This window comes from Streptomyces sp. NPDC007896, assembly GCF_042959425.1.
GTDB lineage: Bacteria > Actinomycetota > Actinomycetes > Streptomycetales > Streptomycetaceae > Streptomyces.
The window spans coordinates 81,975-102,714 of sequence record NZ_JBIBKX010000020.1 but is presented as its reverse complement, the minus strand read 5'-3'; the positions used below and the strand labels follow the sequence as shown (position 1 = coordinate 102,714).

At 71.7% G+C, this 20,740-nt stretch carries 19 protein-coding genes; 7 read left to right on the top strand and 12 right to left on the bottom strand.

From position 1 onward, the window contains the following. Positions 1-79 precede the first annotated feature (79 nt). On the bottom strand, positions 80-1,135 hold the full coding sequence (locus ACFZDJ_RS44690; RefSeq protein WP_391068013.1) for a polyprenyl synthetase family protein: 1,056 nt from the start codon (positions 1,133-1,135) through the stop codon (positions 80-82). After that, positions 1,132-2,190, bottom strand: a complete 1,059-nt coding sequence (locus ACFZDJ_RS44685) for a tetratricopeptide repeat protein (RefSeq protein ID WP_391068010.1) — start codon at positions 2,188-2,190, stop codon at positions 1,132-1,134. The genes ACFZDJ_RS44690 and ACFZDJ_RS44685 overlap by 4 nt, the downstream gene beginning before the upstream one ends. A gap of 291 nt (positions 2,191-2,481) precedes the next feature. Here ACFZDJ_RS44685 and ACFZDJ_RS44680 point away from each other — a divergent pair, with 291 nt between their 5' ends. Beyond that, on the top strand, positions 2,482-3,384 hold the full coding sequence (locus ACFZDJ_RS44680) for a phosphotransferase (RefSeq protein WP_391068140.1): 903 nt from the start codon (positions 2,482-2,484) through the stop codon (positions 3,382-3,384). A gap of 45 nt (positions 3,385-3,429) precedes the next feature. After that, positions 3,430-4,056, top strand: coding sequence for an alpha-ketoglutarate-dependent dioxygenase AlkB (locus ACFZDJ_RS44675; RefSeq protein ID WP_391068007.1), 627 nt, complete (start codon positions 3,430-3,432; stop codon positions 4,054-4,056). Positions 4,057-4,095: 39 nt separating this feature from the next. On the opposite strand, the gene ACFZDJ_RS44670 is transcribed toward ACFZDJ_RS44675, so the two are convergent. Beyond that, positions 4,096-4,695 (bottom strand): TetR family transcriptional regulator, encoded by a 600-nt coding sequence (locus ACFZDJ_RS44670; protein ID WP_101407139.1) that lies wholly within the window; start codon positions 4,693-4,695, stop codon positions 4,096-4,098. Next, positions 4,692-6,137 carry an MFS transporter gene (locus tag ACFZDJ_RS44665; protein WP_391068004.1) on the bottom strand — a complete coding sequence of 482 codons (1,446 nt, stop codon included), beginning with the start codon at positions 6,135-6,137 and terminating at the stop codon, positions 4,692-4,694. Before ACFZDJ_RS44665 ends, ACFZDJ_RS44670 begins: the two co-directional genes overlap by 4 nt. A gap of 597 nt (positions 6,138-6,734) precedes the next feature. On the opposite strand from ACFZDJ_RS44665, the gene ACFZDJ_RS44660 reads away from it, so the two are divergent. Both ACFZDJ_RS44660 and ACFZDJ_RS44655 read left to right on the top strand, forming a co-directional pair. Then, positions 6,735-7,118, top strand: a complete 384-nt coding sequence (locus ACFZDJ_RS44660; RefSeq protein WP_391068001.1) for a tyrosinase family oxidase copper chaperone — start codon at positions 6,735-6,737, stop codon at positions 7,116-7,118. 34 nt (positions 7,119-7,152) lie between these two features. Then, on the top strand, positions 7,153-7,977 hold the full coding sequence (locus ACFZDJ_RS44655; protein ID WP_390933172.1) for a tyrosinase family protein: 825 nt from the start codon (positions 7,153-7,155) through the stop codon (positions 7,975-7,977). A gap of 72 nt (positions 7,978-8,049) precedes the next feature. On the opposite strand, the gene ACFZDJ_RS44650 is transcribed toward ACFZDJ_RS44655, so the two are convergent. The 5 genes from ACFZDJ_RS44650 to ACFZDJ_RS44630 all read right to left on the bottom strand — a co-directional run bounded on the left by ACFZDJ_RS44650 (position 8,050) and on the right by ACFZDJ_RS44630 (position 13,996). After that, the gene (locus ACFZDJ_RS44650; protein WP_391067998.1) at positions 8,050-9,012 is read right to left on the bottom strand and encodes a DUF6745 domain-containing protein; all 963 of its coding nucleotides are present in this window, start codon (positions 9,010-9,012) and stop codon (positions 8,050-8,052) included. A gap of 34 nt (positions 9,013-9,046) precedes the next feature. Further along, positions 9,047-11,110 carry a PQQ-binding-like beta-propeller repeat protein gene (locus tag ACFZDJ_RS44645; RefSeq protein ID WP_391067994.1) on the bottom strand — a complete coding sequence of 688 codons (2,064 nt, stop codon included), beginning with the start codon at positions 11,108-11,110 and terminating at the stop codon, positions 9,047-9,049. A gap of 160 nt (positions 11,111-11,270) precedes the next feature. Next, positions 11,271-11,984 carry a ribonuclease H gene (locus ACFZDJ_RS44640; RefSeq protein ID WP_384924091.1) on the bottom strand — a complete coding sequence of 238 codons (714 nt, stop codon included), beginning with the start codon at positions 11,982-11,984 and terminating at the stop codon, positions 11,271-11,273. A 1-nt stretch (position 11,985) separates the two neighbouring features. After that, complete coding sequence (locus ACFZDJ_RS44635; protein WP_391067991.1) at positions 11,986-13,020, bottom strand: helix-turn-helix domain-containing protein; 1,035 nt, start codon at positions 13,018-13,020, stop codon at positions 11,986-11,988. Between the two features lie 178 nt (positions 13,021-13,198). Then, a complete protein-coding gene (locus ACFZDJ_RS44630) occupies positions 13,199-13,996 on the bottom strand; it encodes a VOC family protein (protein ID WP_391067988.1) in 798 nt (265 codons plus the stop codon). Positions 13,997-14,151: 155 nt separating this feature from the next. On the opposite strand from ACFZDJ_RS44630, the gene ACFZDJ_RS44625 reads away from it, so the two are divergent. The 3 genes from ACFZDJ_RS44625 to ACFZDJ_RS44615 all read left to right on the top strand — a co-directional run bounded on the left by ACFZDJ_RS44625 (position 14,152) and on the right by ACFZDJ_RS44615 (position 17,489). Further along, entirely contained in the window at positions 14,152-15,168 is a 1,017-nt protein-coding gene (locus ACFZDJ_RS44625; RefSeq protein ID WP_391068137.1) for a zinc-binding alcohol dehydrogenase family protein, read from the top strand. Between the two features lie 65 nt (positions 15,169-15,233). Beyond that, on the top strand, positions 15,234-16,460 hold the full coding sequence (locus tag ACFZDJ_RS44620; protein WP_391067984.1) for a SpoIIE family protein phosphatase: 1,227 nt from the start codon (positions 15,234-15,236) through the stop codon (positions 16,458-16,460). Between the two features lie 96 nt (positions 16,461-16,556). Continuing rightward, positions 16,557-17,489, top strand: a complete 933-nt coding sequence (locus ACFZDJ_RS44615) for an SGNH/GDSL hydrolase family protein (RefSeq protein WP_391067981.1) — start codon at positions 16,557-16,559, stop codon at positions 17,487-17,489. Positions 17,490-17,785: 296 nt separating this feature from the next. On the opposite strand, the gene ACFZDJ_RS44610 is transcribed toward ACFZDJ_RS44615, so the two are convergent. The 3 genes from ACFZDJ_RS44610 to ACFZDJ_RS44600 all read right to left on the bottom strand — a co-directional run bounded on the left by ACFZDJ_RS44610 (position 17,786) and on the right by ACFZDJ_RS44600 (position 20,590). Further along, positions 17,786-19,315, bottom strand: a complete 1,530-nt coding sequence (locus tag ACFZDJ_RS44610) for a DHA2 family efflux MFS transporter permease subunit (protein ID WP_391067979.1) — start codon at positions 19,313-19,315, stop codon at positions 17,786-17,788. A gap of 368 nt (positions 19,316-19,683) precedes the next feature. Continuing rightward, positions 19,684-20,079 (bottom strand): nitroreductase/quinone reductase family protein, encoded by a 396-nt coding sequence (locus ACFZDJ_RS44605; RefSeq protein WP_390933179.1) that lies wholly within the window; start codon positions 20,077-20,079, stop codon positions 19,684-19,686. A 55-nt stretch (positions 20,080-20,134) separates the two neighbouring features. Next, positions 20,135-20,590 (bottom strand): TetR family transcriptional regulator C-terminal domain-containing protein, encoded by a 456-nt coding sequence (locus tag ACFZDJ_RS44600; protein WP_391067976.1) that lies wholly within the window; start codon positions 20,588-20,590, stop codon positions 20,135-20,137. Positions 20,591-20,740: the final 150 nt, after the last annotated feature.

Here is a 20,740-nt window from a genome sequence, read left to right as displayed (position 1 = left end):
CGAGGTCCACCAACCCGCACATGTGATCGAGGTCGCAGCGCCTCCGGCCCACAGTGGGGGAGCCGGAGGCGAGCAGGTGTCAGATCGTGCGGTGGGCGAGGGAGGAGAGAAGCGTCCGCAGGTCCGTGGCGGGACGTGGGGCCAGGGAGGCTTCCGTCAACAGGGTGTCCGCCTCGGTGAGATGGCGGCGCGCCGCGCCCAGGGCCGCCGAGCGGCCGCCGGCCCGCTCGACCAGGGTCGCCGCCCGGCGTACGGCGCCGTCATCGAGGACGGCGGCGGAGGTGAGGAGTTCGGCGAGCGCTGAGCGGCCCGGCGCGGCCAGGGCGGCGAGAACGGGGAGGGTCTTCTTCCCGTGCCGCAGATCACCGTGCACCGGCTTCCCGGTGACGGCCGGATCGCCCCAGATGCCGAGCAGGTCGTCGGCGATCTGGAAGGCCACCCCGAGATGCCGTCCGGCGCGGTCCAGGGCGGCTGCGGTCTCCCGTGGCGCGCCCGCCAGCCCGGCTCCGAGGGCGAGCGCGCAGCCGAGCAGGGCACCGGTCTTGTGCTCCGCCATCGCCTCGTACTCCCCCGCACCCACCGCGTCGGGGCCGGTCCACGGGCGGTGGGCGAAGAGCAGGTCGTCGGCCTGACCGCGGACCAGGTCGCGCGAGGCCCTCGTCAACCGCCGTACGGCCGCCGCGGCCTGGGAGGCCGCGGGCGCCGCGGTGAGGGTCTCGACGGCCAGGGCGAAGAGCGCGTCGCCCGCGAGGACGGCGGGGCCAGTGCCGTACGCCTTCCACACCGCTGGGCGGCCGCGGCGCATCGCGTCGCCGTCCATGATGTCGTCGTGCAGGAGCGAGAAGGTGTGCAGCAGTTCCACCGCCACCCCGCCCGGCACGCCCGCCTCGGCGGAGCCTCCGGCCGCCTCGGCCCCGAGCACGGCGAGTGCCTGCCGTACGCCCTTGCCCTGGCGGTGGGTCGCGGGGGCGCCGCCGACCTCGCATCGACCCAGCGCGTAGCCGGCCATCTCCGCCACCCAGGGGTGCAGCCCGTCGATCGCCTCCGTGAGGGCCGGGGCGACCAGTTCGCGGCAGCGCGCCAGGATCTCCGGGGCGGCGGCCGGCGCCGTCAGGACCGTACGGGGAGAGGTCATCGGGCGGCCTCCGTGTCCGGGCCCTCCGCCGGGGTGAGGCCGAGTTCCGTCCGCGCCCGTTCGACCATCTCCCGGGCGTGCCGCAGCCCGATGCCCTCCAACACCTCGGCCAGTTCGGTGAGTTCCGCGGCGGTCTCGGCGTGCTCGCGGCCGAGCCTGGCCAGGGACTTGACCAGTCCGAGCCGGGACAGTGCCCGGCCGCGCGGCTCGCTCATCGCCTCGAACTCCGCCAGTGCCTGAGCGTAGAGGTCCCGGGCCCGCTCATAACGCCCGGCCCGGTAGAGGACGTTGCCGCGCATCTTGTGGTTGTAGGCGAGTGCCCCGGACAGGTTCATCGCCCGGCAGGACACCTCGGCCTCGCTCAGCAGTGCCAGCGCGCGGTCCGGGTCCCGGTCGCGTACGGAGACGATGTCCGCGAGGCCGCGCAAAGCCCAGGCGTGGCCGCGCCGGTCCTCGGCGCGCGCGGAGATCTCGGCCGCTTCCTCGAACATGGCGTACGCGGTGTCGTAGGCGCCGGTGTTGCGGTGTATCTGCGCGATGCCCTCCAGGGCCCACACGGTGTGGCGGGCCTCGCCGCGCTTGCGGGCCTCGACCAGCAGCTGTTCGTGCAGGGCGGTCACGGCGGCGTAGTCGCCCTGGATGCGGCCGGTCTCCGCCATGCCCGCCAGGGAGTAGCCGCGTACGACGACGTCCCCGGCCTGCTTGCCGAGTTCGGCGGCCAGTCGCAGCAGCCGCCAGGCCAGTGGGAACGCCCCGCGCTGGCGGGCCAGGGTGCCGCCGCTCCACAGCGCCCATGCCATCGCGCCGGTGTCCCCGGCCGCGCGGGCGGTGCGGTAGCTCGCCTTCCACGCCCGGTCGGCGTCGGCCACCTGTCCGAGCCTGCGGTGCGCCTCGGCGACCGCCAGGCCCGAACGGGCCGCCTCGGCACGGGCGCCCACGCGCTCGGCGGCGCGCAGCTGCTCGGTACCCGCCGCCAGGACATCGGTCAGCGAGGAGTTCACGGACAGGGTGGTCAAAGCGCCCTGGTATTCGGGGGCGAAGGCCTTGCCGTACATGGATCCCTTTCGATCGGCCGACTTTCACGGATCGGCGGCATCCGGCGACTCGACTATGCACCTCACGTATACACACCTTGTATACGCGGAGCGTATAGTGTGCTGGATTTCCACTCGGAAATCCGTCCACGTCGCGGTCGTCACGTCGCCCACCCGTTGCGGATCAAGACGGCGACGGCGTACGCCAGGTTGCCTGCCGCGAAAAAGAAGCGCGAACCGCCTTCGTCGCAGGCATAGTTGGGCCCCGTGTCCGACAGAGAATCAGAAGCGCAAACGATCCCCGAGGGCCCGATGCGTCCCGGCGAGTTCCCGATCGACGCCTCGCTCGTGCGACGACTGCTGGCCGCGCAGTTCCCACGGTGGGCCGAGTTGCCCCTGAAGCGCTTCCCGTCGGCGGGTACCGTCAACGCCCTGTACCGGCTCGGCGACGACCTGGCCGTACGCCTCCCCCGGATCGAAGGGGGCGCCGAGGACGTGGGCAAGGAGGCTCACTGGGTGCCGCGGCTCGCCCCGCTGCTCCCGGCCGCCGTCCCCGAGATCCTCGCCACCGGCACCCCCGGCGAGGGCTACCCGTGGCCCTGGATGGTGCAGCGCTGGCTGGACGGCGAACCCCCGCGCGCCGGCCGTCTCACCGATCCGGGGCCCCTGGCCGCCGACCTCGGCGCCTTCGTGGCCGCGCTGCGCCGGGTCCGACTGCCCGACGGGCCGACCGCCTACCGGGGTGTACCCCTGTCCACCGTCGATGCCACGACACGCGCCGCGCTCGACGAGCTGCGCGGCACGATCGACACATCGGCCGCCACGGCCGCCTGGGAGGCGGCGCTCGCCGCGCCCGCGTGGACCGGTCCGCCCATGTGGGTCCACTCCGACCTGATGCCCGGCAATCTGCTCACCCGCGGGGGCCGGCTCGACGCCGTTCTGGACTTCGGCACCGTCGGCGTCGGCGACCCGGCCTGCGACCTCATCCCGGCCTGGAACCTGCTCCCCGCCGAGGCACGGGACACCTTCCGGCAGGCGGCGGGCGCCGACGACGCCACCTGGGCACGGGGACGCGGCTGGGCCCTGTCCATGGCGCTCATCCAGCTCCCGTACTACCGCGTCACCAATCCGGTGATCGCCGCCAACGCCGAGCACGTCATCCACGCGGTCCTCACGGAGGCCGACACCCTCGCGGAGGCCGATGTCAGGCCCTGAGCATCACAATGGAACGTATATTCGAATACGGAGTACGCTGGGGGCATGTCCACGCACCTCCAAGGCTCGCTGTTCGACCAGACCGACGAGCTCCACCTCAGTCAGTTGACCGCGATGCGCCGGACGGTGCTGGGCGACGGGGCCTGGATCGACCTGTTGCCCGGATGGCTCAGCGGCGCCGACGCCCTGTTCGCCCGGCTCGTCGACGAGGTGCCGTGGCGGGCGGAGCGGCGGCAGATGTACGAGCACGTGGTGGACGTACCGAGGCTGCTCGCGTACTACCGGGCGGGCGACGCGCTGCCGCACCCGATCCTCGACGAGGCGCGACGGACACTGTCCGCGCACTACGCCCCTGAGCTGGGCGAACCGTTCACCACCGCGGGCCTGTGCTACTACCGGGACGGCCGCGACAGCGTGGCCTGGCACGGGGACCGGATCGGGCGGGGCGCTCGGGAGGACACCATGGTCGCGATCCTCTCCCTGGGCGCGCCGCGCGACCTGTTGCTGCGCCCGCGCCGCGGCGGGGAGACCGTACGGCGCCCACTCGGACACGGCGACCTCATCGTGATGGGCGGCTCCTGCCAGCGCAGCTGGGAGCACGCCATTCCCAAGACGGCGCGGGCGGCGGGGCCTCGGATCAGCGTCCAGTTCCGTCCGAACGGCGTGAACTGAGACGGACGCGGGCGTTCGTGTCCGGCAGCGCCCTTCGCCTCACGGCGTCAGGAGTGCCTGGACCGTGGGGCCGTACCGGTCGACGATGTCCTCGATCGCGGTCGCGCGCAGCCGGGTGCCGCGTGCGATGCCGTACATCGCGCCGAGGCCGAGCAGTGTGCCGACGGCGAGTTCGGCGCGCAGGTCCGCGTCGGGGCCGCTCAGCCGCAGGGCGAGGCGGTCGCTGACCTGGGTGCGGAAGTTGGCGCGCATGATGTCGCCCTGGTCGCCCTGGCGCGGGGCGAAGATGATCCGCAGGACGGGGTCGGCTCCGCGCTCGGTCTGGCCGACGAGCACTTGGCGGACCATGTGGGGGCCGAGTTGGTCCAGGGGTGCGTCCAGGAGGGCGGCGGCGTCCGTCTCGAAGGACATCACGCGCCCGAAGAGCGCGTCCTTGTTCCCGAAGTACTTGAGGATCAGCGGAGCGCTCACCCCCGCTCGGTCGGCGATCGCCTTGAGCGTGATGTCCGCGTGGGCGTGCCGGGCCATCAGATGGCGGGCCGCGCGGAGGATGGCCGCCTTCGTGGCCTCGGCGTCGCGGCGCGGTGGGGCGATCGGGGTCGCGCTGAGGCCGGGGGGCGGAGTGGACACGGTGCTCAGGCTCCTTCGAATGCCTCGTCCCGAGGTGCGTCCGAACTGCCGGAGGCCCGTCGGGTGTCACGGAGGGTGGGGTCGGCGGGTATGACGAGGGCGGCGGCACAGGCCACCAGTGCGACCGTACCCGCCATGGCGAAGGCCAGGAGATAGCCGTGCAGCGTGGGTATCGGGGCACCGCCGACGAGGCTGGTGTGGTGGACCAGGATGGCGGCGACGGCGGCGCTGCTCACGGCCTGGCCGACGGTGCGCATCAGCACGTTGACACCGTTCGCGGACGCGGTCTGCCCGGCGGGCACGGCGCGCAGGATGAGGGTGGGCAGCGCCGAGTAGGAGAACGCCGTGCCCATCGCGCAGACCGCGGAGCCCAGCAGGATCACCAGCAGGCTGTGGCTGTTGATGATGCGTATGCCGTAGCCGGCGGCGATGACCAGGGTGCCGAGGGCCAGCGTCACCCGGGCACCGCGGGCCGCCGAGATACGCGCCGAGACCGGCGAGAGCAGCAGCATGATCACCCCGCCGGGCAGCATGACCAGGCCCGTCGCCACGATGGACAGTTCGAGGCCGTAGCCGGTCGCCTTGGGCGCCTGTACCAGCTGTGCCGTCACCAGGGAGTTGGCGTAGAAGGCGAACCCGGTCAGGAGCGCCGCGACATGGGGCAGGGCGACGCGGGGGCTGGTCGCCAGTTTCAGGTCGACCAGGGGACGTTCGGCGCGCAGTTGCTGAGCCCACCACAGGCCGAGGACGCAGACGCTCCCGACGAACAGGCCGAGGACCCGGGGGCTGCTCCAGCCCCACTGGCCGCCCTGTGACACCCCCAGCAGCAGACAGGAGAGCCCCAGGGCCAGGCCCAGCGCGCCGGTCATGTCGAAGCGGCCCGGCTCGCGGACGGGCGACTCGCGCACCGCCCACCAGGCCAGCGCCGTCCCGAGGGCGCCGATCGCGGTCGTCCCCCAGAACATGACGTGCCAGCTGGCGTACTGGACCACCATGGCGGCGATCGGGAGGCCGAGGGCGGCGCCGATCCCGACGGTGGAGCTCATCAGCGCCACCGCGGAACCCGTGCGCTCGGGCGGCAGTTCGTCCCGCAGGAGACTGATCGACAACGGTACGACGGCGGCCGCGGCCCCCTGCAGGGCTCGGGCCGCGATGAGTATGCGGATGTCGGACGTGAGGGCGCACATGAGCGAGCCGACCGTCATCATCCCGAGGGCGATCAGCAGCACCTTCTTCTTGCCGTACATGTCGCCGGCGCGGCCCAGCACGGGGTTGAGCACCGCTCCGGTCAGCAGCGTCGCCGTCACCATCCAGGACACGGCACCCGCCGACGCACCCGTCAGCCGCGGCAGGTCGGGCAGCAGCGGCACCACCACCACCTGCATGACGGCCATGAGGCTCCCGCCGAGCGCGAGGACCGGGACCGTCAGTCGGTCACGCAGTGCCACCATGAACTCTCCAGAAGTCGGCGCGAAGAGGGGGGTGAATGGCAATTCACCATAGCTGGTGAATTGCCATTCACCCAATGGGCGCCCTACTTCAGGGGGCGCTGCCGGCGCGAGCGGGCCTGCACCGTGCGCGCCATGCGCGGACCCAGCCACCGCTTGAACCGGCGCAGCGCCTCCAAGCGCCGTCCTGCGGTCCTGGCGCTTCGTCAGGATCGAGATGTACAGGCTCGCGGGTCCGCCACCGACGCACACGGTCCACACGCGCACCCCGGCCAGTCACACAGAGCGGTCGATTGATCGCAGAAAGTACCAGGCCGGCGCGACCCCCGCGGTTCGCGCCAGCTTGCGGGCGTGAGCCGCGCCACCCGCCACCGGCCGACCCGGGAAGATCATCGGCGGAGTGTCCACCGGCCGGAGGAATTCCGCCTTCCGGTCGATCACGGACACCCTCACAGCGAGATCATCTTCGTTCAACCTTGCACGACATTTACTTAATTGTCCTGATCGCGGCCAACCGACATTCGGCGATTTCTCCCACTCTCCGACGAACCGATAGGCATATCGGGTCATCGACCGAGCTTGATCGCAGGAGGTCTCCGCATGCCGGAACTCACCCGTCGCCGTGCCCTCGGGGCCGCGGCCGCCCTCGCCGCCGCGGCCGGCACCCAGACCGTCGCCGTGGCCAGGGCCGCGGACACCGGACACCACGGCGGGCCCGAGGCCTTCGACGAGGTGTACCGGGGCCGTCGCATCACGGGCCGTGCCGCCGGCGGCCACCACCACGAACACGGCGCCGGGTACGCGGTGTTCATCGACGGGGTCGAGCTGCATGTGATGCAGAACGCCGACGGCAGCTGGATCAGCGTCGTCAGCCACTACGACCCGGTGCCCACCCCGCGCGCCGCCGCCCGCGCCGCGGTCGTGGAACTCCAGGGGGCACCACTCGTCCCCCTCGGCATGCCCATGCCCATGCCCCAGCAGTGACCCAGCCCCGTCAGCACACCGTGGAGTCCCGCACATGACCGTACGCAAGAACCAGGCGAACCTGACCGCCGACGAGAAGCGGCGTTTCGTCGACGCGCTCCTCCAGTTGAAGCGCAGTGGCCGGTACGACGCCTTCGTCACCACGCACAACGCGTTCATCCTCGGCGACACGGACAACGGCGAACGGACGGGCCACCGTTCGCCCTCCTTCCTGCCCTGGCACCGCAGATTCCTGCTGGAGTTCGAGCGGGCGCTGCAGTCCGTGGACGCCTCCGTCGCCCTCCCGTACTGGGACTGGAGCACCGACCGTTCGACCCGTTCCACCCTGTGGGCCCCCGACTTCCTCGGCGGCACCGGGCGCAGCCTGGACGGCCGGGTGATGGACGGCCCCTTCGCGGCCTCCGCGGGCAACTGGCCGATCAGCGTGCGCGTCGACGGCCGTACGTATCTGCGGCGTTCGCTCGGCAGCGGCGCCCGTGAGCTGCCGACCCGCGCGGAGGTGGACTCCGTGCTCGCCATGGCGACGTACGACATGGCGCCCTGGAACAGTTCCTCGGACGGTTTCCGCAATCACCTCGAGGGCTGGCGCGGCGTCAACCTCCACAACCGGGTACACGTCTGGATCGGCGGCCAGATGGCCACCGGTGTCTCCCCCAACGACCCCGTCTTCTGGCTGCACCACGCCTACATAGACAAGCTCTGGGCCGACTGGCAGCGCCGCCACCCCGCCTCCGGCTATCTGCCGCTCTCCGGCACCCCCGACGTCGTGGACCTCGACGAGACCATGAAGCCGTGGAACGACGTGAAACCGGCAGACCTGCTGGATCACACCGCGTTCTACACCTTCGACACCGTCTGACCGCGCGTTCACAGACCCGGTCCCGGTCGCCTCTCCTCACCGGGAGGGACGACCGGGCCTCACACCTCTCGTCTACGCGTCCTCCACCTGCCAGCCGTCCTCGTACGCGATCCGCACGTGCGCCGCGGTGGTGCCCGTCTCGTCCTGGTGCAGCAGGGCGACGGGGCGCTCCGTGAGGACGACGGCGTCCTCCAGCGGCCACCAGGCGCCCACCTGGTACAAGGCCTCCTGCAAGGCTTCCAGCGCGGGTGAGCCGGGCAGCCCGGCGGCGGCGAGCATGCAACGCCAGTGGATCAACTCCCTCGCGGCGGACCAGCTGTCCAGCCTGCCGCCGAACTCCTGCCGCAAGTAGATCTCCTCCCGGCTCGGCGGCGGTGGCGGGGTGATGACGTCCATGACGCGGACGGGCCGAACGATGCGCTCCGGCACCGGACCGCGGAGCCTGCCCTGAAGGCGGCGCTGCACGAGCCCGCCGAAGCGCCCCGGCGAAGGGTTCGCCGACCGGGAAAGGACACGGCTCATCTCCTCCTCCAGTTCGTAGGCGCCGGACTCCCCGCGCTCCCAGTGCAGGCCGAGCGTGTCGTACAGGGGCTCGCCCAGGGCTCGTACCAGTCGCGCCCTCGCTTCGGAGGTGTCCCAGAAGACGCTGGTCAGCGGCCGTCTCGCGCGAGCGGCCTGCGGCCGTCCGTCACCCGCCGGGAGTTGCCCGCGCATCCGTTCCTCCGCCCGCCGCGCGAACTCCGGCGAGAGCCACAGGGGTGGACCGGCGGCGAGATCGGTGAACAGTGTCCCGTCGAGCCGGTCCTCCCGCCCGTGGCGCAGTACCCAGGACGCCAGTGCGCCGCCCAGCGGGGAGCCCATCCATACGACGGTCCGCGGGACCGGCAGACCCTGGGCGCGGTACACGGCGGCGACCGAGGCCTCGGCCCTCGGCCGGTCGCAGGGCTCGGTATTCAGCCCCGCCCGCAGCCATCTGTCGGCTTCGGCCAGCACGCGGGCCTCGACATCCGCGGTCAGTAGCTCTTCGTGCCCCATTTCGTCCTCCCCCGTCGGGTTCCGTCGCGACCCGTCATCGCGTCACCGCGTACAGGTAGCCGTCCTCGCTGCCGACGTACACCACCCCGTCGGACACTGCGGGCGAGGAGTACACGGCCCCGCTGGTGGCGAACTTCCACCGTTGCTTGCCGGTCGCGGTGTTCACCGCGTACAGGTGGCGGTCGCCGCCGCCGACGTACACCACCCCGTCGGACACGGTCGGCGAGGAGAGCGCGCGTTTGCCGATGGGGAACTTCCACCGTCGCCGGCCCGTGGCGGCGTCCACCGCGTACAGGTTGCCGTCGTCACTGCCGGCGTAGACCACTCCGTCGGACACAGTCAGCGACGAGGACACGACACCGCCGACCGCCGTCTTCCATCGCCGCTCGCCGGTCACGGCGTCCACCGCGAGGAGGGTGCCGCCCTCGGAGCCGGCGTAGACCACCCCGTCGACCACGGCAGGCCGGGTGAACACGCTGCCGTCGGTGGTGGCCTTCCACCGCTGCTCACCGGTGGCCGCGTCCACCGCGAACAGGCTGTGATAGCTGCCGAAGTAGACCACCGCGTCTGCCACGGTCGGAGACGAGGCCACCACGCCACCGGCGAAGAAGTGCCACTTTTCACTGCCGTCGGTGATGTCCACGGCGTGCAGGTTGCCGTTCTCACCGCCGATGTAGACGACCCGACCGGCCTCGGTGGGCGACTGGGAACCGACGCTGCCGAGGGTGAACCTCCACTGTTCCTTGCCGGTGGCACCGTCCAGCGCGTACAGGTTCTCGTCGACGCTGCTGAGGAGGACGGTCCCCCGGGCAGCGACCGGTGACGAATACCCGACACCGGTCCTGGGGCGCTTCCAGCGCTGTTCGCCGGTGGCGCTGTCCACCGCGCACAGATTGCGGCTGCTGCTGATGTACACCAGACCGTCGGCCACGGCCGGCGACGCGTACACGAGGCCACCGACCTGGAAGCGCCAGCGCCGCTCGCCGGACCCGGCTTCGCGTCTTCGCGTGGCGGAGGACCTGCTGTCGTAGATGCTCCAGCCGCCGAACCCGAGCCCCGCGACACCGGCACCCACGCCGAGCAGGGCCCGTCGGCGGGACGGCCCCGCCGGGCCACCGGCGGCATCGGCGGACGGCGGCCGGTCACCGTCGGGCCACTCCCCCGGCCTGGACGGCGCCGCCCGCGCCGACGGTTCGGGCGAGGGCTGTGTGGCGATGCGGGTGTGCACGGCGGCGGCCACCGGCTCCGGCAGCCAACCGGCCTGCGACGGTGCGGGTTTGACGGACGGTGCGTCGCCGGTGGCTCGGGCCAGCCGGTCCAGCAACGTGGGCACGGTGGGCCGCCCGCCGGGCTCCTTGGCGAGGCACTCGGCCACCAAAGCCCGCAAGTCGGGCGGGAGTCGGCGCAGGTCGGGTTCCTCGTGGACGACACGGAAGCTCAGAGCGTGCGCCGAACCGGTCCCGAACGGCCCGGCCCCGGTGGCGGTGAAGGCCAGGACCGCGCCCAGGGAGAAGACATCACTGGCCGGCCCGACCGGCTCGCCGGTCAGTTGCTCGGGAGACATGAACCCCGGCGTGCCCACCGCCACCCCGGTCCGGGTCAGCGCGCTCGCCTCCCCGGTCACCGAGATCCCGAAGTCGATCACCCGTGGTCCGTCAGAGGCGAGCAGGATGTTCGACGGCTTGAGGTCCCGGTGGATCACCTCGGCCGCGTGGATCGCCTCCAGTGCCTCGGCAAGTCCCGCGCCGAGCGCCAGCACCGAGCCCTCGGGCCACGGCCCGTGCGCCGCCACGGCATCACCCAACGGGACCCCGGGCACGTACGCGGTCGCCAGCCACGCGGGCGAACCGTCCGGATCGGCGTCGACCACACCGGCGGTGAACACGCCGTTCACCCGTCGGGCCGCGGCGACCTCCCGGGCGAACCGGCGTCGGAAGTCACCGTCGTCCGCCAGTTCCGGGCGCACCACCTTGACCGCGACCGCCCGCCCTCCCGGCGAGCGACCCAGGTAGACGCGCCCCATCCCGCCCGCACCGAGCCGCGCCACGATCCGGTAGCGCCCCGCCTGTCGCGGGTCCCCTGCCTCCAGCGCCTCCACACAACCCCCTGCCAAGGCCCCATGCACCCGGCCGGTGCCGAAGGTCCCACATCCTCCCCGACGCGCCCCGTCTTCGCACTACTGTCCGCCACGCACTTCGGGGGCTGTCCGCCGAGTGTTCGGCGGACAGCCCCCGAAGGAGACCGAGGCAGGGAAAGTACTAGGCGTTGCTCGGCTCGGCCGTGCGGCACTCGGGGTGCCCCCAGCCCTGGCCGTTCTTGGCGATGGGCTCGCCCGCCGCGTACGAGCGGCCGCAGAGGCAGCGGCCCGGGAACTTGGCCTTGATCGTACGGGCCGACGTGCCCTGCCGGGGAGTCTTGGCGGAGGCGGCGGCCGTGGTGCGGCGGCGCCCGGCGGGGGCCGGGGTGTCGGGGGACGGCGGGGGCTCCGGGGAGCCGAGGTCGCTGCCGGCGGGCTGCTGGACGATGGCGGCCTGGCTCGCGGCGCGGTCGGCGAAGTCGTTCAGCCGGTCGCCGTCGACCTGGTGGGCGGGGACGTAACGGAACTCCACGGTGCGGCCGTCGAGGAGTTCGTCGATGCGGGCGACCAGTTCCTGGTTGGCGACCGGCTTTCCGGAGGCCGTCTTCCAGCCCTTGCGCTTCCAGCCGGGCAGCCAGGTCGTGACGGCCTTCATCGCGTACTGGGAGTCCATCCGGATCTCCAGCGGGACGTCCGGCGCGATCGCTGTCAACAGGCGCTCCAGCGCGGTGAGTTCGGCGACGTTGTTCGTCGCCGTGCCCAGCGCTCCCGCCTCCCAGCGGGTCGGCGTCTCCGCGCCGTCGGCCACGACCCACGCCCATCCGGCCGGTCCCGGGTTTCCCTTCGAAGCCCCGTCACAGGCGGCCACCACACGTTCAAGCATGTCCCCGATCATGTCACGGTCCGGCGGCGACTCCCCGCACGGGCCGGAGCATGCTCTCCCGGACCCGGGGGCTGGTACCGAGCAGCCGCAGACCCAGCAGCGTCGCCGTGTGAAGGACGTACTTGCCGTCACGGTGGCTGGCGACCAGTCCCCCGTCGCGCAGCACGCCGATCTGGTAGCTGGCGCTGGGCAGCGCGATCCCCACGGCCTCGGCCACCTCGGAGGTGGTGCGGGCACTCTGACCGGCGACCTCGGTCAGTACGGCGGCCCTGGTGCGGCCGAGCAGGCGCTCGACCCCGTCGTCCGTACCGTCCGCGACGGCGAGCGGAGTCTTCGCCACGGGGTAGACGAGCACGGGATCCAGACCGGGGTCCGCCAGCGCGGTCGGTCTGCGCCAGCAGAAGTAGGAGGGCACCAGGAGAAGTCCTCGGCCCTCCAGATACAGGTCGCGCTGGACGGGATAGTCCACTTCGAGCACCGGGGCACTCCAGCGCGCGACCGGGCGCAGGCTCTCCAGCAGTGCCTGGGTACCGCCGTCGAGGAGGGCTCGGGCGCGCACCCCGACATCGTTGCCCACCGCCGTGCGGATGTGCGGCCAGTGCGGTTCCAGCAGACCGCGGAAGTAGATCCCCAGGGAGTTCGCCAGCACCTTGAGCCCGTCGCTGCCCGGTCTGCCCAGCGAGACGGTCCAGTTCGGGACCGGGCGCGACTCGGCCAGCCGCGTCAGTTCGCGGACCAGTTGCACACGCGGTGTGCGCAGCACTTGGTCGAGTCCGGCGGAAAGACCGCCACCGGTGACCGGCGGGGTGAGGAAGTCCGGAATGTAGCCGGTGGCGGGAATCAGGGCACGCAGCGGGCGCAGTGCGCGGCCCAGGTTCGAGTCGCCGGAGAATCGTTGCCGCGCCGAGCGGCGCCAATGTCCGAATTCCAGCGGTCCCTGGCCGGTTTCCAGACGGCAGACACTGCACATCAGTTCCCACAGGGGATCAGGCTGCCGGGCCACTCGAATGTTCTGCAGATCGTCCGAAGTGAAGTGAATGCGGAGCATGGGGTCTCTTTCGCTCGCAATCCTTGTGGGGGGTTCGGCCGCTCGAACGTGCCGCAACCACAAGAGGGGACGAGCACCGCATGCGCATGGTTGCCCCTGAGACAAGAGGCCCCGGCCCGCCCCGGAGGAATTCCGCCATTCTCCGGGGCGGCCGGTCCGCGGGGGTTCCGCGGTCCGTTCAGGACACGTCGGTCGCCTTGGGCATCGCGCCCTCGGTCGTCTTGACGTCGATCACGGAGAACGCCGCGCCCTGCGGGTCGCTCAGCGCGGCGAACCGGCCGAACGGGCTGCTCATCGGCCCGAAGCGGAGAATCGCGCCCCGTTCGGTGGCCTTCGCGACCGCGGCGTCGCAGTCCTCGACGGTGAAGTACACGTTGAAGTACGGCGGGACCTCGGGCGGGAAGTCGTCCGTCATCCGCATCCGGCCGAGGACCGGATCCTCGCCCAGGTCGTACAGCCTGAAGTCGACGGCGGCGTCGTCCAGCTGCTTCATGCGGTACCCGAAGACGGCCGAGAAGAAGGTGTCCGACTTCTCGGGCTCGCGGGTGAAGACCTCGGCCCAGCAGTACGCGCCGGGCACGCCCCGGGCCTCGAAGCCCTCGTGCCGGCCGGGCTGCCAGACGCCGAAGACGACACCGCTCGGGTCCCGGGCGATCACCATCGTGCCGAAGTCGCCGACCTGCATCGGCTCCATCAGCACCTCACCGCCGTCGGCCCGGATCTTCCGGGCGGTGGCGTCGGCGTCGGGCGACGCGAGGTACAGACACCAGGCGGACTGGCCCTCCTGGCCGGGCATCGGCGGGACGACGGCGGCCACCGCCTTGCCGTTCGCGTAGGCCTGGGTGTAGTTGCCGTACTCCGAGGACGACTCGCCGAACGTCCAGCCGAGCACGTCACCGTAGAAACTCTTCGCTCCCTCGACATCGCTGAACATCGCGTCCGCCCAGCAGGGCGTTCCCTCGGGCTGTACGGCCATGGCGTTCCACTCTTCCCGGTTCGTTACGGTTCGTTACGGTCCATTCCGGTTTCACGCTAGCCAGCCTCCGTCCGGGCCGCGCGCCGAGCGGGACGCCCTGGACGACACTGGAGAGAGGGCTCGGGTGGTCGTCGACGGGACGGGGACACGGGATGATGCACGCGTGGGAAGTGGCCAGGCCCGGGCCGATCGAGGGAGAACCGCTGCGTTTCGTCGAGCGGCCGATCCCGGTGCCGGCGGCCGACGAGCTTCTCGTCCATGTGCGCGCGTGCGGGGTGTGCCGCACCGACCTGCACGTCAGCGAGGGAGACCTGCCGGTGCGGCGGCCCCGGGTGACGCCAGGACACGAGGTCGTCGGTGTGGTCGCGGCGACGGGTGAGGACGTGCTCGCCCACTCGGTCGGCGACCGGGTGGGCGTCGCCTGGCTGCGCCGTACGGACGGCACGTGCGGGTACTGCGCGCGCGGGTCCGAGAACCTCTGCGCGGCCTCGCAGTACACGGGCTGGGACGCCGACGGCGGATACGCGGAGTACACGACCGTCCCGGCGGCCTTCGCCTACCGGCTGCCCGGTGAGGTGGACGACGTCGCGCTGGCGCCGCTGCTGTGCGCGGGCATCATCGGCTACCGCGCGCTGCTGCGCGCCGCGCTGCCGCCCGGCGGACGGCTCGGCCTGTACGGGTTCGGCGGCAGCGCCCATCTGTGCGCGCAGCTGGCCCTCGCGCAGGGCGCCACCGTGCACGTACTGACGCGTGACCCGGCCGCGCGGCGGCTCGCGCTGGAGCTCGGGGCCGCGTCCGCCCGGGGCGCGTACGACGAGCCGCCCGAGCCACTGGACAGCGCGATCCTGTTCGCGCCGGTCGGCGATCTGGTCCCGGTCGCGTTGCGGGCCCTCGACCGGGGCGGAATCCTGTCGGTCGCCGGGATCCATCTGAGCGACACCCCGCCACTGCACTACGAGAGCGACCTGTTCTACGAGAAGGAGCTGCGCAGCGTCACCTCCAACACCCGCCGGGACGGGCAGGACTTCCTGGCGCTGGCGGCCCGCCACGGCGTACGCGCCACGACGCACGCCTACCCGCTGTCCGAGGCACAGCAGGCCCTGCGGGACCTCAAGGCCGGTCGTTTCGACGGGGCTGCCGTGCTGGTGAACGACTTTCCGCCGCGCATCTGAGCATGCGCGCCGGCGACGCGCGTGCGTGGATGGACCCCAGACGTGTGTGCGGCGGTGGAGGTGGCATGACGGGCCGAGGCGGTGAGGACGCTACGGGGGCAGGGGCGTCGTTCGCCGCGATGGAGGACGCCGTCGAGGCGATCGGCACCACCCTGGACGAGCGGACCACCTGCGAAGAGCTCGCGGAGTTCGTGTGCCGGGAGGTCTGCGACGCCGCCGCGGTGGATCTGCTGCCCACCGACGTCCCGGCCGCCGAGCACTCGCACGAGCCGAACCTGACCCGTGTCGCCACGGGTGGCCGTTCCGAGCTGCTCACCCCTTGGACCGCGCACGGCGCCCGCCCGCTGTCCGTCCAGGCGCTCGACGAGGGACTTCCGATCACGGCGTCGCTCGACCTGTCCGGCACGGTCCCCCGGGAGGTCATGACGGTGCCGCTGCTGGCACACGGCCACCTGTACGGAGTGCTGCTGGCCGTCCGACAGGGGCAGGCCTTCAGCGATCGGGGAACCGCCGTCACGCACTACGCGGCACGGCTCGCGGCCGTCCACCTCGGCCACTCACAGCAGCACGACGCCGTACGCGATACCGTGCTGTCCCTGCAGCGGGCTCTGCTGTCCGAACCGGGCCGCCCGCATCCCAACCTCGACCTCGCCACCCGCTATCTGCCGTCCGGCAGCAGCGTCCTGGTGGGCGGGGACTGGTTCGAGACCGTACGGCTGCACTTCGGGCGCACCCTGCTGGTGGTGGGCGACGTCATGGGGCACGGGCTGGACGCCGCGGTGGACATGAACGCGTACCGCTCGATGCTGCGCTACGTCGCCTCCACGGATCTGCCTCCGCACCGGGTGCTGCGCCGCCTGGACGCGGCCGTCTCCGAGGACAGCACCCGGCGTCCGGCGACCGCTCTGCTCGTCCAGGTCGACCCGGCCCGGGGCACGGCCACGCTGGCCAGCGCCGGGCATCTGCCGCCGGTCGTGTTCGCCGGGGACGGCACCGGGGAACTGCTGCATCTGACGGTCGGTCCGCCGCTGGGCACCGGCGTGGGCGGCTACGAGGCGGTCACCCGCGCGCTCGCTGTCGAGGACACCCTGGTGATGTTCACCGACGGACTGGTGGAGCGGCGCGGCGAGGACATCGACGCCTCGCTCGCCCGGCTGGCCGGGCTGCGGCTGCCTCCCGGGACCGGTGTCGACGCGGCTCTCGACGCGGTCCTCGTAGGGCTCGACGCCCGGCACGCGGAGGACGACGTGGCGCTGCTGGCAGCCCGCATCCGCCACCGACCCCCGGTCTGAGGCCCGACCCCGCCGTGACCGACGTACGTCTTCCGCCTTCTGCCCCGCTGTGCTTGCCTGGGGACCCCTTTCGGCGGGCGGGGCGGGAGTTGCTTCATGCGGAGGCCGTGGATCGTGGGGGTAATGTTGGCCGGGCTGCTGCTCGGCGCGTGCGAGGATCCCGCGTCGGGGCCGGAGCAGTCGCCGCCGGATCCCGCGTTGCCCACGGCCGCTCCGTCACCGGCCACGACCACCCGCCAGCGCCCCGCCGCCTCACCCACGGCTCCCACCACAGTTGACGCGGCGGCGAAGGCGCCCACCGTTCTCTACCTCGGGGACTCGCTCGCCATGGAGAGCCAGAAGGTGCTCGGGCAGTCGCTCCGGGAGGAGGTGAACGCCCGCTACACGAGCGCCCCCTACTCCGGCACCACCCTCTGCGACTACCTGGAGGGGACCGGGGAGCGATCCCTCGTACCGCCCGCGGACAAGGCCGCCGCGCTGGTGCGCTCGTTGCGGCCGGACTTCGTGGTGCTTCAGTTCTGGGGCAACTCCTGGGGCTACACGCCCTGCATGGACGGCATCACGTACGACAAGGAACCGGCCACGTACTTCAAGCGGTACGAGGCGGACATGAAGCGACTGACCGAACAGATCGCGGACGCGGGCGGCGCGCGGCGGCCCCGGATCGTCTGGGTGTCGCAGGGCCCGGACCCGATCACCCCCGAGCGGATCCGGAGCGTGAACGCGCTCTACAAGGCACAGGCCGCGGCCTCCCACGACCTGATCGCCGACGCCGGGAGGACGGTGAGCCCGGCGACGGCCCGCTACACATGGGCGCAGTACCTGCCGTGCACCGCGTACGAGCACGACCATCCGGCGTACTGCACCGAGCCGGGCCGCGACCGCACCGCCCTCCACCGCGACGACGACTATCTGCACTTCTGCCTGGCACCGACCACGTCCACGCCGAAGCCCTGCCCGGTCCGCTCCCCCGGCATCGTGCGGATCACGCGCGAGATCACCCGGGTGATAACGGACCGCGTCGGCTGACGGTCCTCAGGGCTGCCCCGCCAGCGTCTTGTGGCGGGGTCGGTCGGGATGCGGCGGCAGGTGTTCCTCGGCCCGGACCGCCAACGCGGCGAGCGGGATGAGGAAGGCGATTGCCGAGCAGGGCGAAGGCGCGGGTCAGGGCGGGGAGAGTTCGGGGTCCTGGGGGTCCGTTTGCGCGTATGGGTTCGTCATGGTGCGCTCCAGTGGCGGGAGGACCGTGCCCGCCCCGCGGCGCGTGGCCGTGGGGCGGGCACGGTTTTCCCTGTCCGTCCGTCGTGGTGATGCCGGGGTGGGCGTCAGCCCATGTGGACCGGGGCGGCGCCTTCGGTGTGCTGCTGCTTGCCCGCGTTGATGGCGAACGCGGTGACGAGCAGACCGGCCAGGAACATGACCGCGGCGGCGAGGAAGGCCATCGTGTAGCCGTGGGTCAGCGCGTCCCCCGCCTTGGCCACCAGGGCGAAGTCCTTGGTGGCCAGGCCCCGGTAGAGGGAGCCGGCCGCCTCGGACAGCTTGTCGTCGGCCGCGGAGGTGGAGATCGTCGACAGGATGGCGAGGCCAAGCGCGCCGCCGATCTGCTGGGCGGTGTTGAGCAGCGCGGAGGCGACGCCGGTGTCCTGGTGGGAGACGCCGCTGACCGCTCCGAGTGTCATCGGGACGAAGCTCATGCCCAGGCCCAGGGCGGTCACGAACATCGCCGGCATCAGATGCGCGGTGTAGGAGGAGTCCGGCTCCAGGGTGGCGAACCAGAACATGCCCACGGCCGCGACCAGCAGGCCGGGGCCGGCGATCAGGCGCGGCGCGAGGTGCGCGACCAGCTTGGAGCTGACGCCCGCTGCCATCGCCATGCCGAAGCTGAACGGCAGGTAGGCGAAGCCGGTCCTGACGGGGCTGTAGCCGAGGATCAGCTGCATGTAGAGGGTCAGGAAGTAGAAGGTGGCGAACATGCCCGCGCCGATGAACAGCATGGTGGCGTAACTGCCCGACCGGGTCCGGTCCTTGAAGAGGCGCAGCGGCATCATCGGGTCGGCGGTGCGGGCCTGGAGGAACAGGAAGGCGGCCAGGAGTACGGCCGCGGCGGCGAAGGAGACGAGGGTGAGGCCGCCCGTCCAACCGTCCTCGCCGCCCCGGGTGATGCCGTAGACCAGGGCGATCAGGCCGCCGGTGCCGGTGATCGCGCCGGGGACGTCGAGGCGGCCGGGGTGGCGCTCCGCCTCGACCAGGGTGCGGGTGCCCGCCAGAACGGCCAGGCCGATGGGGATGTTGACGAAGAACACCCAGCGCCAGTCGAGAACATCGGTGAGCGTGCCGCCGAGCAGCAGGCCGACGGTGGCGCCTACGCCGCCCATCGCCGCGTACACGCCCATCGCGGTGTTGCGCGACTTTCCGGCCGGGAACGTCGTGGTGATCAGGGCCAGGGCGCTGGGCGCGGCGAGTGCGGCACCGACGCCCTGCAGGATGCGCGCGCCGATCAACAGGTTCTCGTTCGGCGCCAGTCCGCCCAGCAGGGAGGCGAGGGTGAAGACGGCTATGCCGACCTGGAACATCTTCCGCCGGCCGAAGAGGTCACCCGCCTTCCCGCCGAGCAGGAGCAGGCCTCCGAAGGCCAGCGCGTAGGAGTTGACGACCCAGGCGAGGTTCGCGTCGGAGACGCCCAGGTCGGTCTGGATGGCGGGCAGGGCGATATTCGTGATCGTGGCGTCCAGGACGACCATCAACTGGGCCGCGGCGATCACGAAAAGAGCCAGGCCGAGATGCCTGCCTCCGGACGAGGAACCGGATGTATCCGGCCCCGCGGGGGCAACAGCGGTCACGCTCTCAGCAGACATGAATCAAGTACTCCAGGGAGTGCGCAGGAAACAGTGCCCCCGACCACGCCGCAGACATGAAATGCCGGTGCCGTGATCGGGGAGACGAAAGAGTGAACGGAGTCTGATGAAACGGAACACTCGCTGTGCAATCCGAGGCCAGGGTGCCGATACGGCACGCGATCCGGACTCGGGACGAGGCTCAACCGTAGCATTCTTTCGGCGCCGCTCCGGGCGCGTTCCATCCCTTTGAATATTGTCGATCTCGCACTTGACGAACAGCCCCGAAGTGTGGGCAAGGAAAGGCACGCAAAGCCCGTGCCCACACTTTTTCGGAAAAGGCAAATGGGAATTCCATGCAGGGCGCGCAATTCCCCGCGCGGCAGGGATCAGTCCGTGAGATCGACGCGCACCGTCGTCAGACGGGCACCCATTGCCCGCACCGCGGCGCTGTTGAACCGCGGCAGGCTCTTCAGTCGCGCGCGGGCGTCGTCCTCGGGCATCACATGGGCGGTCCCGGTGTACCAGCGGCCCCGGACGCGGACCCGGACCCGCGGGTCCGCCTGGATGTTGCGCACGTACTGCGAACGCTCGCCGTACTCGCTGACGAACCAGAACTCCCGTCCTGTCAGACGTCCGCCCACCGGGGTTCGGCGCGGCAGCCCCGATGTGCGTCCCGTGGTCTCCAGCAGGGTCTGGATCGGCAGGCGTTTCAGGAGCGGATTGCCGATCCGCCGCTGGAACGACGTGACGACGCGGTATTTCCGTTCGGGGTTGCGGGACATGCGGGGGTCCTCCTGTTCGGTGCCGGGCACCATTGTGCGGGGCCCGACGACCGTCTCACGACCGCCGTCGGAGTTCCGTTTCGATCAGACGGTTGAGGTGGCGGCGTGCGTCCTCGGTGCTCGGCGGGGGTGCCCGCCGCAGCCGTTGCGGGGCGAGACCGTCGGCGAGGGCGGGGCAGCGGACCGTGCGGCCGTCCAGGTCGTCGGAGCTGAACTCCCCTTCGGTGACACCTCGTTCGGCCAGTTCGCGGATCTGGGCGCGCCAGGCCTCGTAGCGCTCGGCCCGACCGCGGGCGAAAGCCTGGGCCGGGTCCTGGCCCGCCGCAGGGCCATGGCCTGGGTCTGAGTCCGGGTCTGAGTCCGGGTCTGGGTCTGAGTCCGGGTCCGGGTCCGGGTCTGGGTCCGGCCATCGTGGCCGGCATCGTCCGGGCACACGACGCCACACTCCAGGCGCTGAGAGCGTCCCTCTGTGAACTTCGCACTCAGAAAGTCTTGTTGGGCTCGTTGACATGCCGCAAGCACTCGCGTTTCACTCAACTCTCGTGCATGGCAACGTTGTCAGGCCGTCGGAGCGACCGACGCCGTTGCCCACCGCTGGCGTTTTCCGTTCCCGGGGGACGTCAGCACCGATGTGCGAAGCGCCAACCGCTGCGGAGGCAAC

Coding starts and splice junctions, on each gene's coding strand:
- ACFZDJ_RS44620 (WP_391067984.1), top strand. CDS start 15,234: ATGACGGGCCGAGGCGGTGAGGACGCTACGGGGGCAGGGGCGTCGTTC.
- ACFZDJ_RS44630 (WP_391067988.1), bottom strand. CDS start 13,996: ATGGCCGTACAGCCCGAGGGAACGCCCTGCTGGGCGGACGCGATGTTC.
- ACFZDJ_RS44605 (WP_390933179.1), bottom strand. CDS start 20,079: ATGTCCCGCAACCCCGAACGGAAATACCGCGTCGTCACGTCGTTCCAG.
- ACFZDJ_RS44685 (WP_391068010.1), bottom strand. CDS start 2,190: ATGTACGGCAAGGCCTTCGCCCCCGAATACCAGGGCGCTTTGACCACC.
- ACFZDJ_RS44680 (WP_391068140.1), top strand. CDS start 2,482: ATGCGTCCCGGCGAGTTCCCGATCGACGCCTCGCTCGTGCGACGACTG.
- ACFZDJ_RS44615 (WP_391067981.1), top strand. CDS start 16,557: ATGCGGAGGCCGTGGATCGTGGGGGTAATGTTGGCCGGGCTGCTGCTC.
- ACFZDJ_RS44650 (WP_391067998.1), bottom strand. CDS start 9,012: ATGGGGCACGAAGAGCTACTGACCGCGGATGTCGAGGCCCGCGTGCTG.
- ACFZDJ_RS44600 (WP_391067976.1), bottom strand. CDS start 20,590: ATGTCAACGAGCCCAACAAGACTTTCTGAGTGCGAAGTTCACAGAGGG.
- ACFZDJ_RS44640 (WP_384924091.1), bottom strand. CDS start 11,984: ATGATCGGGGACATGCTTGAACGTGTGGTGGCCGCCTGTGACGGGGCT.
- ACFZDJ_RS44610 (WP_391067979.1), bottom strand. CDS start 19,315: ATGTCTGCTGAGAGCGTGACCGCTGTTGCCCCCGCGGGGCCGGATACA.
- ACFZDJ_RS44665 (WP_391068004.1), bottom strand. CDS start 6,137: ATGGTGGCACTGCGTGACCGACTGACGGTCCCGGTCCTCGCGCTCGGC.
- ACFZDJ_RS44625 (WP_391068137.1), top strand. CDS start 14,152: ATGCACGCGTGGGAAGTGGCCAGGCCCGGGCCGATCGAGGGAGAACCG.
- ACFZDJ_RS44635 (WP_391067991.1), bottom strand. CDS start 13,020: ATGCTCCGCATTCACTTCACTTCGGACGATCTGCAGAACATTCGAGTG.
- ACFZDJ_RS44655 (WP_390933172.1), top strand. CDS start 7,153: ATGACCGTACGCAAGAACCAGGCGAACCTGACCGCCGACGAGAAGCGG.
- ACFZDJ_RS44660 (WP_391068001.1), top strand. CDS start 6,735: ATGCCGGAACTCACCCGTCGCCGTGCCCTCGGGGCCGCGGCCGCCCTC.
- ACFZDJ_RS44690 (WP_391068013.1), bottom strand. CDS start 1,135: ATGACCTCTCCCCGTACGGTCCTGACGGCGCCGGCCGCCGCCCCGGAG.
- ACFZDJ_RS44675 (WP_391068007.1), top strand. CDS start 3,430: ATGTCCACGCACCTCCAAGGCTCGCTGTTCGACCAGACCGACGAGCTC.